Source organism: Pontibacter sp. YIM B11418, assembly GCF_059278805.1.
Genome location: NZ_JCAEMH010000006.1, coordinates 141,024 through 154,502, shown reverse-complemented (window position 1 = coordinate 154,502; position 13,479 = coordinate 141,024). Strand labels below are relative to the sequence as shown.

The 13,479-nt window shown below is 52.2% G+C and carries 13 protein-coding genes; 7 read left to right on the top strand and 6 right to left on the bottom strand.

Annotated features, from left to right (window positions below; all coding sequences use genetic code 11):
* Positions 1-127: 127 nt before the first annotated feature.
* The 4 genes from AC4QZR_RS15700 to AC4QZR_RS15685 all read right to left on the bottom strand — a co-directional run bounded on the left by AC4QZR_RS15700 (position 128) and on the right by AC4QZR_RS15685 (position 5,989).
* Complete coding sequence (locus tag AC4QZR_RS15700; RefSeq protein ID WP_494481767.1) at positions 128-430, bottom strand: rhodanese-like domain-containing protein; 303 nt, start codon at positions 428-430, stop codon at positions 128-130.
* The gene (locus AC4QZR_RS15695; RefSeq protein ID WP_494481766.1) at positions 427-2,238 is read right to left on the bottom strand and encodes a T9SS type A sorting domain-containing protein; all 1,812 of its coding nucleotides are present in this window, start codon (positions 2,236-2,238) and stop codon (positions 427-429) included. The genes AC4QZR_RS15700 and AC4QZR_RS15695 overlap by 4 nt, the downstream gene beginning before the upstream one ends.
* Positions 2,239-2,289: 51 nt before the next feature.
* Positions 2,290-3,066 carry a PASTA domain-containing protein gene (locus AC4QZR_RS15690; protein WP_253405260.1) on the bottom strand — a complete coding sequence of 259 codons (777 nt, stop codon included), beginning with the start codon at positions 3,064-3,066 and terminating at the stop codon, positions 2,290-2,292.
* A 196-nt stretch (positions 3,067-3,262) separates the two neighbouring features.
* On the bottom strand, positions 3,263-5,989 hold the full coding sequence (locus AC4QZR_RS15685) for a D-alanine--D-alanine ligase family protein (protein ID WP_494481765.1): 2,727 nt from the start codon (positions 5,987-5,989) through the stop codon (positions 3,263-3,265).
* A 724-nt stretch (positions 5,990-6,713) separates the two neighbouring features.
* Here AC4QZR_RS15685 and AC4QZR_RS15680 point away from each other — a divergent pair.
* The 5 genes from AC4QZR_RS15680 (at position 6,714) to AC4QZR_RS15660 (ending at position 11,142) form a co-directional block, all read left to right on the top strand.
* The gene (locus AC4QZR_RS15680; RefSeq protein ID WP_494481764.1) at positions 6,714-7,913 is read left to right on the top strand and encodes a phosphoglycerate kinase; all 1,200 of its coding nucleotides are present in this window, start codon (positions 6,714-6,716) and stop codon (positions 7,911-7,913) included.
* 318 nt (positions 7,914-8,231) lie between these two features.
* Positions 8,232-9,440: a porin gene (locus tag AC4QZR_RS15675; protein WP_494481763.1), complete on the top strand. Its 1,209-nt coding sequence runs from the start codon at positions 8,232-8,234 to the stop codon at positions 9,438-9,440.
* Between the two features lie 85 nt (positions 9,441-9,525).
* Complete coding sequence (locus AC4QZR_RS15670) at positions 9,526-9,747, top strand: VF530 family protein (RefSeq protein ID WP_494481762.1); 222 nt, start codon at positions 9,526-9,528, stop codon at positions 9,745-9,747.
* A 21-nt stretch (positions 9,748-9,768) separates the two neighbouring features.
* Entirely contained in the window at positions 9,769-10,155 is a 387-nt protein-coding gene (locus AC4QZR_RS15665; RefSeq protein WP_494481761.1) for an SRPBCC domain-containing protein, read from the top strand.
* A gap of 3 nt (positions 10,156-10,158) precedes the next feature.
* Positions 10,159-11,142 carry an ABC transporter ATP-binding protein gene (locus tag AC4QZR_RS15660; RefSeq protein ID WP_494481760.1) on the top strand — a complete coding sequence of 328 codons (984 nt, stop codon included), beginning with the start codon at positions 10,159-10,161 and terminating at the stop codon, positions 11,140-11,142.
* A 12-nt stretch (positions 11,143-11,154) separates the two neighbouring features.
* On the opposite strand, the gene AC4QZR_RS15655 is transcribed toward AC4QZR_RS15660, so the two are convergent.
* Positions 11,155-11,697 (bottom strand): DinB family protein, encoded by a 543-nt coding sequence (locus tag AC4QZR_RS15655; RefSeq protein WP_494481759.1) that lies wholly within the window; start codon positions 11,695-11,697, stop codon positions 11,155-11,157.
* Positions 11,698-11,869: 172 nt separating this feature from the next.
* On the opposite strand from AC4QZR_RS15655, the gene AC4QZR_RS15650 reads away from it, so the two are divergent.
* Positions 11,870-12,157 carry a DUF1330 domain-containing protein gene (locus AC4QZR_RS15650; RefSeq protein WP_494481758.1) on the top strand — a complete coding sequence of 96 codons (288 nt, stop codon included), beginning with the start codon at positions 11,870-11,872 and terminating at the stop codon, positions 12,155-12,157.
* A gap of 194 nt (positions 12,158-12,351) precedes the next feature.
* Here the strand turns inward: AC4QZR_RS15650 and AC4QZR_RS15645 are convergent, their stop codons facing one another.
* Positions 12,352-12,966 carry a YdcF family protein gene (locus AC4QZR_RS15645; RefSeq protein WP_494481757.1) on the bottom strand — a complete coding sequence of 205 codons (615 nt, stop codon included), beginning with the start codon at positions 12,964-12,966 and terminating at the stop codon, positions 12,352-12,354.
* A gap of 63 nt (positions 12,967-13,029) precedes the next feature.
* On the opposite strand from AC4QZR_RS15645, the gene AC4QZR_RS15640 reads away from it, so the two are divergent.
* Entirely contained in the window at positions 13,030-13,452 is a 423-nt protein-coding gene (locus AC4QZR_RS15640; protein ID WP_494481756.1) for a nuclear transport factor 2 family protein, read from the top strand.
* Positions 13,453-13,479 lie beyond the last annotated feature (27 nt).

Here is a 13,479-nt window from a genome sequence, read left to right as displayed (position 1 = left end):
TTGCTATACCTGCAAAAGCCATATTCACCTTAGCATGAGCAAGTAATACCTAATAGAAAAAGGGGCCAAAGGCCCCTTCTAAAGCAGACACGAGCGAGAACGCTCACGCCATACTCCATACTCATCCTTACCCCTGGTAGCCAGTAATTCCTCCAACCAGGTTACGAACCTGCTTGAACCCCTGCTGCTGCAGAAAAGCCTTGGCAGAAGCCGAGCGCATACCGGACTTGCAATGCACGATCACTTCCAGGTCTTTGTAGTCTTCAATGTCATCGAGGCGTTGCGGCAAAGCTCCCAGCGGGATGTTCTGTGCGCCTTCAATTTTGCTTTCCTGGTGCTCCCAGTCTTCGCGAACGTCAATGATGATGGGCGTTTCCCCCCTGGCGAGTCTTTCCTTGAGTTCCTCAGCCGTAATGTCTGTTGTAATCATAATTTTAGTAGGATGCGTTTGGTAGTGAATGTATGATGGTCGGTTTCAATTCGGATGGTGTATAAGCCTGGCGAAAGTCTTGGGAGACGTACTGGTTCCTGCCAGACTGTTGCTTTATGACGCAGAATCTCGCGCCCGGTTACGTCGTAGAGCGAAAAAGAACGGTAAGGACCTGAGAAATTCAGAATGCCGGTATTGGGATTCGGGTATACCTGCAGACTTGCCTCGAGCGCTTCTTCTTCCAGACCCAGTGCCTGCCCGGCCATCACAGGGCGCAGCATAACAGCACCTTCGTTGACAGAATCCTGCTGCCAGCCACCAACTACTGTGTTGTAAAACAGGCGTCCGGTGGTTCCGGCATTGCGGTCAAAGCCGATATTCAGGTATAAGGTGGCAGGTTGACTGAAGCCGACATAAAAAGTACCCTCTACCGGAACCGGCTGGTTCAGCTCCACTTCATAAAAAGTGTTGAGCCCCTCGTTCTGCTGCACCTTAAAAGATTGTTCGTGCAAGGTGCGCCCCGGACGTCCGTTGTCGTCTGCCCAGATGCGGAAGACGATGGAGATGTTGTTATGTTGCACGCCCACCTGCGGGAAATGCACCCGGAATGCCCGTACCTGATCCGGAGCAACCACTTCGAAGCGCTGCGCAACCTGCGTGTTGCCATAGGTATAGAGACTACTATAACCGGCCTCGGCTGTGCCATCGTCCAAGGCAAAGTAATCGCTGAAGGTGGTAGGTTGTAAGGTGCTGTCATTGGCGCGCTGCCGGGCGTTCTGTTCTTTTGTATCGAGCCAGAAACCGTGCTCCAACACAAAGCTCTCCGGATTGAGGTTAAGATTGCTGATGCGCGGTGTTGCAGTTATCGGGCGCTGCCGTGCCTGGCCAGGTATAAGTCCTTCTTCCCGCAGGAAGGTATCGACCGGCGAAGCGCCAACCTGCTGTATAAAGGCACGCCAGGCAATGGCTCCCGGCAGGTCGCCCAAGTTATTCAGGCTGGCGGATATCTCATCGCGTAGGTATAGCTCGGGGTTAGCCAGAAACTGACGGGCGGGCACTGCGGTATAATCCATCAATGACGAAACGCTCTCGCTGATGCCGATGTCGCGGGTGGTGTTTTGGCCACGACGACGGTTGCGGTTCAGCTCCACGTAGTCCAGGTTCCAGACGTCGCGCAGGGCATTGCGGGTGCCTTCGCTGAGGAAACGGAACTGAAATTCGTCGTGCAGAAAGCGTTGCTCCCGAACCGCTACCCAAGCCTGTGCAAACTCCGTAACCAGTCCCGGCGCGGTCTGCTGCCATACCTGTACCCAGGTGCTGTCGGCATCTTTGAACTCCAGGCGCAAAAAACGCGGGTTGTTATTGTTTCGTTCCGGCGCACTCCCCTGCCCACCAGACTGCCAGTAAAAGCTCAGGTATACCGAGTCAGCCGGGGTGAACCCTCCCAATCGGATAGGCTGTGAAGTAAGCGTGTCGGTCGGACCAGCGATGTTGCTGCCATAGGGAATTCCCTGCGCATTGAGTCCGTCGAACGTAGCCACATTCCGTGTCACCGGCCGAAGTGCGAAGCGGTTGTTTACGTAAGTGCCGCCGTTGATCCAGTAAGCTGGATCAGGGGTGATCATAGCACCGGAGAAATCATCGAAAAACGGTAGAGAAAGCGGATCGTTCTCTGTGCGGAGTTGATAGGTACTGCTTGTAGGTATACGCTGCGGATCCTGCTGCAAGGGCGTTAGTACGCTCTGAGCCGAAGCAAAAGAGCCACAGCAGAGCAGTACCATCGTCAACAGAAACTGTCTTATACCCATACCTTAACTTATATAAAATGCGCCCGTCACAGTCACTAGCGGGCGCATTTATTAGTCTATACCTTGCACAGGCTCTTCGCCGGCCACCCAAAGATCCACCAGCTCACCTGTTCGTATCTTGGCTTTCACATCGGCGATCGGACGCTGACGAACAATCGTACCGTCCGGCTTTCCGCTGCCTGCCACATAAATGATATTGCCCAGTTGGAGTTTCTGCCCAACCAGCAGCACCGAAGCTTCGTCGAGTGGCATACCTACCACATCAGGCACTTCAAACTCGGTGTTACCCAAACCGTCGCCCACGTGCAGATCTACTACAGCGCCTTTCGGCACCTGGTCGCCCGGCTGTATCTCTTTACCGTTCACAAACTGCTTCAGCACAGCACCATGCTGCAGGTCAGGCACATTGGTTATCTTTCCGCGACGCAGGTTGTAGCTTTTAAGGATCAGCTCTGCATTCTTCACCGACCCGTCAATCAGCTTGGGCATCTTGATCATTGGCGGGTTTTTCATGTTGATGCTGATGTAGATCTTGCGGTTCTCCTTCACTTTGGAGCCCGGTGACGGATCTTGCGTCAGAATTTCAAAAGGCTTGTACTCTGGGTGATAGCTGGAGTCGTTTACGAAGTAGCGCAGGTTCTGTTCTTCCAGAAAAGGCTCCGCATCCGGCAGCTGCATGCCCGTGATTTTCGGTACCGAAATAGTCTCGCCGTGGTTGGTGGCCGACGGCAGGTATAGGTAGAAGAATCCGAAGATCAACCCGGCCACGATCACTCCCATCAAAGCCAGATGTACCAGCACCCCCACAAATGAATTCGTCTTTAACATTTAATTTATTGTTGATTGTCTGCCCCTTCGGGACTTTTTTATTTTTGTTTTAGTGATTTAGTGGTTGGATGATTAGTGAATTTAGTTATTCAAAAATAAAAATTTAACTCAGACAGTTAGTCGAACGATGACTTACATATTCAAAAACTCAGTTAACCCTTGAATCACTAGTTCACTCAATCACTAACTTCCAAACTTACACATTCCTCGACTTATACCCTTCCAGCTCCTTGGCCCGTTCGTTTCGCTCCACACCAAAAGTAAGGATGCGGTCGATGAACTCGTAAGGCTTGTAGCCGTTGATGGCGGTCTGGTGGAAGATACAGGTTGCCGGCGTCATACCTGGCAGGGAGTTCACCTCGATGATGATGGTCTCCACCTCGTCGTTATCCAGCACGCGCACAAAGGCGTCGATGCGGGCATAGCCTTCTATGTTCAGAATCTGGGCCACGCGCTTCAGGTCTTCTTTTACCTGGTCAGAGATCTTCTGGCGGCGCTCCGGGTCTTGTGCATAACGGGCCGGGGTGATGTTCTGCCCCTCTCCTGCCAGAAACTTCTCTTCTAGCGACAGTACTTCGCCTTCAGCCAAAGCTTCCGACGCTTCGAACACTTCGTAATTCACGGTGCCATCCGGTGCATACCTGGTCAGCAAACCACCGGTGATTTCCAGGAAGTGTTTCGCGCCGTTTCGGCTGATGAGTGTTTCCACCAGGTAGCCTTGTTTGTTCGGGAATTCTTCTTTGAAACCAAGCGACAGTGTTCTGGCGCATTCCGTGTCTAGCTCCTCCATTTCACGGAAGATCAGGGTTGTAAAAGCGTCCAGTTCCGCGCGGTTCTTGATCTTTTTCACAGCCGAGCTACAGCCATCGTCGGCCGGCTTGGCAATAAACGGATATCGGAACTCGGTCTCCAGACTCTGGTAGAAAGCTTCTTTATCTTTCAGCCAGTCCTCTTTCCAGGCCATGCGGTGATGCGCTACCGGCACCCCATGCTTGGCAAGAATCTCATTTGTTTCGTATTTGTTGATCGTGATCTGCGAAGAGCTGATGCCGGAACCGTTGTAAGGTATAGACAGCTTCTCAAGCTCCTGCTGCAAAGCACCGTCCTCACCCGGACGACCATGCAGGGCGATGAACACCGCATCGACCATGTTCTGCAACTGGGTATAGGTCAGGCGGCTCGGTTCATCCAGACTCTTGCCCGTATACTTGCGCGTGATGCCTTCTGCTTCGCTGATGATCTCCTGCAGCACCGGATGCGGCTTACCACCCTCCTCAAAGTGATGGATTTTCTCCTTGATGTCGTCAGCATTGTCTTTCAGCATAATGTTGATCGGAATACTGTACAGACGATGCGCCTCGTTGCTACCTGTCAGGAAGATCGGCAGCGGCTCGTATTTAGTGGAGGAAGAAAGCTTCTCGTAGATGTTACGACCGCTTTCCACCGAAATGTGTCTTTCTGATGAATAACCACCCATGATCACCCCCACCCGGATCTTGTCGTGGCGGTGGGCATTTTCCTCACGGATCGCATTATCGAGTTTGCTCAGCAGTTTGGTCAGTGCCACCGTGTCCTTACCAGACTTGAGGCGCTCGGCCACGGAGGTACGGATGATATAAGTCAGGAACTGCGATGGGTTCAAGCCGATCTCCGCCGCCTGGTGGAAGAAGAAGGACGACGGAAGCATACCTGATGTCGTGTTCGGATCGTTCAGGAAGATGTTGCCTTCTTCTGTGATGAAACCATCGAGACGGGCATACACGTTGAAACCCAGGTCCACGAACAGCTTGCTGCAGGCCTTACGAATCTCCTGAATCTGCTCGCTTGGCAAATTGATCGGCGTGATCTTTCGTGCCAGACCTGGCAGGTATTTCGAGCGGTAATCAAATACTTCATTGCCTTTCACAATCTCAGTCGGTGGCAAAGCAATCGGCTGACTGGCCTCGTCCTGCACTACGATGCAAGAGAATTCACGTCCATTGATGAAAGCCTCCACTAGCACCTGCTGCTCATGCTCCACGCTGGTTAGCACGATGGTTTCGGTATCAGTAGTAGTAAAGGTATGGTTGATGTGATTCAACAGCTCTTCCGGGTGATAAAGGATCGTGCCGTTTTCCAGCACCACCGGCATGCCGATACCCTCGCGGATATCCACGAGTTGTTTCATGCTGGCTACCTGCTTCTCCTCGCCCAGCGCCTGCCATTGTGCCTTGTAAATATTCTTGGTAAAGAAACTGCGGTCCATGCCCTGCTCAAACAGGTCATAGTTATGCTCCTTCACAATGGAAACGCCGATAGAAGAGCCCTGATGCGGTGCCTTGAGTACCAGCGGCAGACCCAGATCCGCTACCAGCGACTCGAACAGCTGCTTACGATTGTTAACATCCTTCCACTCAGCGTACTGCACTTTGCGGTAATCCGGCGTTGGGAAGCCGTGCTGCCTGAGCATCTCCTTCTGCGCCGCCTTGTCTATACCTATCGCTGATGGGAGTATACCTGAGCCAGAATACGGAATGTGGTACCACTCAAGCAAACCCTGAATGCTGCCGTCCTCGCCGTACGGTCCGTGCAGCGCCAGGAAAGCGAAGTCGAAATGATTTTTGAATTCATGCGGCAACAGGCGCTTCCCAGCTTTCGCAATAATGCGGTCCTGCTCCTCTACGGTCATATCACCTAACGACTCCAGGTAGATCTGCAGTCCGTGCTCACTCTCCGGCAGGGCCTCCACCGGCGGATAAAAGTCGCGGATCGTGCCTTTGTAAATGTACTGCCAGTCCAGCAAAATGAAGTTGCCAAGGCTGTCGGCAAACACCGGAACGGCTTCAAAAAGGGCTTTATCGAGGTTATCGTACACGGTGCGGCCACCTGCAAATGAAATCTCCCGCTCACGGGATGGTCCGCCAAATATTATTCCTACTTTCATGGTATGCAAAGGTAACAAATACACTCAGTATTTTAAGGGGCAAAAGATACAGGATGCTTTTGGATTTACATAGCAAAATCGGGATTTATGATGCTTGCTATACCTATAACGGTGGAGGTGGTGTAGAAATTCGATGTTTAACCAAGGGGGAGGTGGTTTGCCGGACTGGCAGCTGGGAGGATTATACCTTTTGGCGCGAGAGTCCTCGCTAGTGTGTGCTATGGTGGGGCCTCTGGCATAGGTATAGCTTATTTTGCTTTGTGGTAATTGCTGTTGCAGGTATAGCTACTTGAGTTGTTTCATTGCTTCGCCTGTGCGGCGGGCACTCACTTTTTGTCTTGACACAAAAAGTAAGCAAAAAAGTCAAGACTCCCCAAATCGAGGGCCCCTACCCCCACTCGCTGAACGCTCAAACAGTGGGTAGTCATTTAAGTGCACCGGGCTAAGCTATACCTTCGTAGTGAGCGTGCAAATCACCTTTGCTATACCTGCCAGTGTTCTGTGCTATAAAACTTATACCTATGAAATGGCAATGGCAGAAGTCCCCCTTCGAAGGGGGCAGGGGGATGTTAATCATGCACGAAGATTCCCCTGTTCTTAGGGGAAGGCTGGGATGGATTAATTCATACCCTTTTCGCTATATTTGTACACCCATTTACGCTTACCGGAAACAAAAACTCCGCAAAAACGAAAAACGAGTAAGACTAACGAAAAAGACAAGTACATGAAAACTGTAGACGCGTATAACTTTGCCGGCAAGAAAGCTTTGGTCCGGGTGGACTTCAACGTGCCACTCGATGCTGACTACCGCATCACCGACGACACCCGCATCCGTGCGGCCGTGCCGACTATCCAGAAAATATTGAATGATGGCGGCGCTGTGATTCTGATGTCGCACCTCGGTCGCCCGAAAGCCGGTCCGGAAGAGAAATACTCGCTACGTCACCTCGTGGACCGTCTTTCACAGGAATTCAACACTACTGTTAAGTTTGCTACTGAATGCGTAGGCCCTGAAGCGGCACAATTGGCCCAAGAACTGAAGCCCGGCGAGATCCTGCTGCTGGAAAACCTGCGCTTCCACAAAGCCGAAGAGAAAGGCGACCCGGAATTTGCAAGAGAACTCTCCACGCTGGGTGATGTGTATGTGAACGACGCCTTCGGAACCGCTCACCGCGAACACGCTTCTACAGCTGTGATCGCCCGCTACTTCCCGAACGATAAAGTGATGGGCTATGTGATGCACGCTGAGCTCGACAATGCCCGCCGCGTGATGGACAATGCCGAACGCCCGTATACCGCCATCATGGGTGGTGCCAAAATCTCCGATAAGATCCTGATCATCGAGAAACTAATGGACCGCGTGGATAACCTGCTGATTGGTGGTGGCATGAGCTATACCTTCGTGAAGGCAGACGGCGGACAGATCGGTTCTTCGCTGGTGGAAGAAGATAAAGTTGAGCTGGCTGGCCGCCTCATCGCGATGGCCAGAGAAAAAGGCGTGAACCTGATGATCCCGGTTGACTCCATCATCGCCGACGAGTTCAGTAACGATGCCAACGTTGATACATCCCTCAGCCACCATATCAAGCCGCTTTGGATGGGTCTTGATATCGGACCTAACGCCCGCGAAATGTATGCCGCCGTGATCCGCAACTCAAAGACTATCCTGTGGAACGGCCCGATGGGTGTGTTCGAAATGTCAAACTTCTCGGTAGGCACTGAGGCTGTTGCCGAAGCCGTGGTAGACGCAACCCGCCGTGGTGCTTACTCGCTGATTGGTGGTGGTGACTCTGCTGCCGCTGTAAACCAACTGGGATATGCTGACCGTGTGTCTTACGTGTCAACCGGTGGCGGTGCGCTGCTTGAGTACATGGAAGGTAAGACCTTGCCAGGTGTGGCTGCCATTGAGCGTGATGATTATTAATTGGTGAAGCTAAGGCGCGAGCGTCCTCCCTCGTGACTTGCTAGCGTGCGGCCTCAGGCCCCTATTGCTAAGCTGAGGCAATTCACAATAGGGCCGGAGGCCCACCTATAATAAGCACGAGCGAGGACGCTCGCGCTATAGAATAACCCAGGTACAAATCCCCCGCTGCTCTTCAGTAGCGGGGGATTTTACTAAACTGCACATAGTGCTATTACCTTACCTATCACCCACTTAGTTTTTACACTAACCTATACCTGATCACTCGGGTCCTTTTTAGCTCTGAAGACCGGATAAATTCTTTAAGAGCAGGAGACTAATATGAAAATCTATACCTTGTTGCTGGCCGTTTTGCTGGCAAGCCCTGTTGCTGTTGTGGCACAGACGCCGGATGGCAACCCACCGCTTTTCAATTTCAAACGCGGAGTTGGCATCGTTACGCCAGATAGTTCTTTTTCTGTCAACATGCGCTTCCGCATGCAGAGCCGGGCGATGTATAACTCGATTTCTGAAGACGACTTTGGGGTGTCGGAGTACGAAATGCGGGTGCGGCGCCTGCGTCTGCGCTTCGAGGGTTTTATGTACTCCCCGAAACTCACTTATAACATCCAACTTTCCTTCTCGCGCGGTGACATGGACTGGAACATGCGAGACCAGTCCAACATCAACAACAGCCCTAACGTGGTGCGCGATGCCGTGGTGTATTACAAACCCAACAACAGGTGGCAGTTCGGTTTCGGGCAGACAAAACTTCCCGGCAACCGGCAGCGTGTGGTATCTTCCGGCGAGCAGCAGTTTATCGATCGCTCCGTCGTGAACGTGGGTTTTAACGTTGACCGTGACTTTGGCTTTCAGGCGGTATACAACAACGGCATTGGCAACTTCCACTACCTGCTCAAAGGAGCGCTTACTGCCGGAGAGGGCCGCAACGTGTTCAGCACGGACAAAGGCCTGGCCTATACCGGACGCGTGGAGATTCTCCCCTTGGGTAAATTTACCAACGGAGGCGACTACTTTGAAGGTGATCTGGAGCGCGAACCCACCCCGAAACTGTCGCTGGCCGGAGGTATGAGCCACAACGAAGATGCCCGCCGCACCGGCGCGCAAACTGGTCGCGACCTGTACGAGCAAACCGATATCCAAACCTATATTTTTGACGGACTCCTCAAGTATAGAGGTATGGCCTTGTATGCTGAGTACATGGCCCGGGAGGCGGACAACCCGATCACTTTGAATGCGGCAGGCGAGCGTCGTCATGTCCTGACCGGTCATGGTCAGAACTACCAACTCAGTTATATATTCCCGAACAATGTGGAATTGGCCGGCAGGTACTCCCGCATCACGCCAAACCGTGAGGTGCGTTCTCTGGAGAATACTGAAGAGGCCTATGTGGCAGGCGTGACCAAATACCTGCGCGCGCATCGCCTGAAAGTACAGGGAAATGTGGCCTATCATTCACAAAATGCTTATTTATCTGTCAACAACGACTACCACTGGACGGCCGGGGTTCAGATTGAGCTTGGAATATAGACCGGCAACAGGTATAGCAGCCCTCCGCTAATTAAATTGCGTATTCCCGATAATGTGCGGAACTTGCAAGCCATAACACCTGCGTATGGAAGAACAGAAAAACAACCCCCTGCATGGCAAAACGCTCGAGCGCATCCTGGTGCAGCTCGTAGACTACTATGGCTGGGAGGAACTTGGGTATAAGATCAATGTCAACAGTTTCAACATCAACCCAAGTATCAACTCCAGCCTCAAGTTTTTGCGCAAAACACCCTGGGCGAGGCAGAAAGTGGAAGAGCTGTATATCAGAACGTTTGCCAACAAATAGGGGCCTCTCAATAGACCAAACATGAAAGATTACAAAAAATATTTTATCGTGCCGGCCGATCCTGAAGAGGTATACGCGGCCCTTACCAACCCCAACACGATACAGCTCTGGTCAGGCGATCCGGCTGAGATGTCGACGGAGGCAGGCTCGGAGTTCTCGCTCTTTGAAGGGAACATCGTCGGCAAAAACCTGGAGTTTGAGGAAGGCAAGCTGCTGGTGCAGGAGTGGTATTTCGGCGAGCAGGAGGTTAAATCCATCGTCACAATCAAGCTGCATCCGCACAAGCACGGCACTTCTGCCGAACTGCGCCACCTCAACATACCTGACGAGGCCTACAATGACATCGTGGAAGGCTGGAACGAGTCTTACTTCGGTGCCCTGATCGAGTTTTACGAAGACGAGTTTTAGGCTTTGAGCTTTCTAGAAGTATCCGGCCTACAGGTGCAGGAAGACGGCCATACCGTGCTGCACGACATCAGCTTTCAGCAGGGCGAGTATGAGAAACTGGTGATAGCGGGCGAAACCGGGTCCGGCAAAAGCACCCTGTTGCAGGCCATTGCCGGTTTGGTGCAGCCCAGTGCCGGACAGATTACTTTTGAGGGCAAGCACGTGATCGGTCCGCATGACAAACTGGTGCCGGGCCACGAAGGAATTGCCTACCTGTCTCAGCACTACGATTTGCCTCAGTTCCTGCGGGTGGAGCAGGTGCTCCGCTACGCCAATACACTGCAGGGCGATGAGGCCGAAACGCTGTACGAGGTATGCCGCATCAGTCACCTGAAGCAGCGCAAAACCAACCAGCTTTCGGGTGGCGAGCGCCAGCGTATTGCTCTGGCCCGATTACTCAGCACCTGGCCAGAACTGCTATTGCTCGACGAGCCTTACTCCAATCTTGACAAAGGCCACAAGGAGTTACTGAAAGAGGTGATCCACGATATCACGGAGCGGCTCGCCATCACCTGTATCCTCATCTCCCACGATCCGCACGACACCCTCTCCTGGGCTGACCGCATTTTGATAATCGAAGGAGGCCGCCTCGTGCAGCAAGGCACACCCGAACAGGTATACCGCCACCCCGCTGACTCCTATACCGCTGGTCTTTTCGGCAACTTCAACCTCATACCTGCTGACTTAACTTCAGAATTTGCAGCCCGTCTAGGTATAGACAACCAAGGTCGCGACCTATTGGTGCGCCCGGAGCACTTTAAGTTTGTTATTGATCCTAGCGGGGCTCTGACGGGTACTGTGCAAAAAGTGATGTTCTATGGCGGTTTTTATGATGTGCAGGTGCAATTAACAGGCATCAGCGTCACTGTCAGAACACAGGCTATACCTGCCGCTACAGGCGAAAAGGTATACCTTAGAGTAGAGCGGGAGCATGTGAGCTTTGTTTGATCAGGTATAGCCTCAGTCGACCATATTCCCATTCGACATTTCCCGCTCGCGCAGCACCCGTGCTGTTACGAGCAATTGCCCCACGTGGCGCATGCTGTGCTCGGCGGCATGAAAGAGCAAGCCCATCACTGTAGACTCCACCTGCGCCCGTCCTACCCTTTTGGTTTCGGTCAGGCTGCTTTCGTCTGTCTGCCGCAATTGCTCCAAGGCCTTATCCACCTGCTCGTTAAACTTCTGCACCAGCGTTTCGGACTGCCTGTCCTGCCCTACCGGCTTGCCCTCGGCATACAAAGAGGCTAGTTGCTGCTCGGTTAATTGTTCGCCGCGGGCATAGGTAAAGAGGCGCTCCAGTATGCCAGTGAGGTGTTGCAGGTGGTAGCCTACTGAGGCCACTCCCGCAGGTCGCTCCCAGAGCAGTTCGTCCGGAAAATCCTGCATAAAGTTTCCGACTTCTTCGCGAGCTTGTAGCAGTGCATGGGCTGCTGGTTGCAGCATGGCGGGCACATCAGGCAGCGGTCCACGCAGCCAGACTTCGAGGTTTTTGGTTTGTGTCATAAGTTGAAGGGCTTGTATATGAGCGATGTACGCAATCAAACAGTAAACAGTCTACCTAACTCGGTTTTTTCAAGTGCTTATGATGCCACGACCTCTATAATTTCTGTTTGCACCATCCGCGGATTATACCTAATATGCAGCCATCCTATTGTATAACCTATACCTGAATTTTATGCCAGCTTACATTATTTTAGACATAGACGTGACAGACAACGCTACTTATGAGGAGTACAAAAAACTGACGCCAGGCTCGCTGCAACCTTACGACGGCAAGTTTATTGTTCGAGGCGGTAATCCTCAAAACCTCGAAGGCGACTGGAGCCCAACCCGCATCGTGGTGCTCGAATTCCTTACCATGGAACAAGCCAAGGCCTGGCACTCTTCTGATGAATACGCCCCAGCCAAAGCCCTGCGCCAGAGTGCCTCCAGCACTCAAATGATCGCGGTTGAAGGTTGTTAAATTGTTAATGGTTGAATTGTTGATTGCTGATTATTAATTTTTGGGTGCACGATTCCCATGTATGATTGGTGCACGATTATCTGTCAGAATCAGGATTTACAGAATTTTATAATTTGCAGGATTTAATTAAATGGGACAATCAATTTTGAGAACCATGTCAATCCTTTAATCCTGTAAATCCTGATTCTAACAATTCACCCTCTCCTATTCAAATAATTAAGCGCCTCTTGTACAGAGATCAAATCATTTTGCTCGTGGTAGCTGCGTATACGTTCCATTTCTCCGGCAATGAGCCCGGCGCGGGTGTCTTCTAGCTTGCCCTGCGAATGCGTCACTTCCTTCTGCCAGGGCATCGCCTTGCCGGGCAGACTGTACAGGTATAGCTCCGGATATTCTCTTAGGGCTGCAGTAATTGCTGTCATAAAAGCACGGGGTTGCTGGAATGGGGCTGCCGTCACGACCAGACTTTTGAAGCCTTGCTCCTTCGCATAGCGCACCGCCGAAGTCGCTTCGATCAGGGTATGTAGCATATCCGTATCGGCAGGCACAGGCGGAACAGGTATAAGCTGCTCTTCTCCTATACCTAATTTCTTCATCTCCTTTTTCCATACCTCAAAACCGGGGTAGCCGCTCATGGCTTTGGTGCCGAGGCAGAGCACTTTGTCCGTACGGCCGCTCTGCAAAAACTGGTGGGCTGTTTGGAAGGCCGCCTGCTGGTTGTCTTCCGTCTGTCCAAACAAAAACAAGCCGTCTACAGGCTCTTCAGGTATAGTATCGCAAAGTGCGCGAATGATGAGTTCTTCTATCATAGCTCCGCTTATACGCAACAGAAATCGCAAGGTATATACCCGCAAAATTGCCTAATTTTGCGCATGATCAAACTTCTGCTACCCTTTACCCTACTTTTATTTAGCAGTATCACCGCCATGAGCCAAAGCAAACCAGAAAAGCCTGCCGTTGTTAAACCGGTTGAGTTGCAACTGAAAGGCTACAACAGCCGCGACATCGACCTGTTTGCCAGCGCCTTCAGCGACACCGTGAAGGTATACCGCCAGCTGGGCGTGCTCACCTACCAGGGCCGCGACGAATTGCACAAGCGCTACGGGGCCATGTTTGCCAGCACCCCGGACCTGCACTGCGAGATCGTGAACCGCATTGTGGCAGGCGATGTGGTGATCGACCAGGAGAAAGTGCAGCGCAAAAAGGGGGAGCCGCGTACCGACGCCATCGCCGTGTACCGCGTGAAGGATGGCCTTATCGTGGAGGTGACCTTTATTCCGCCTCACAACCAGTAAAATATACCCGCTATCCTGCATAGCTTA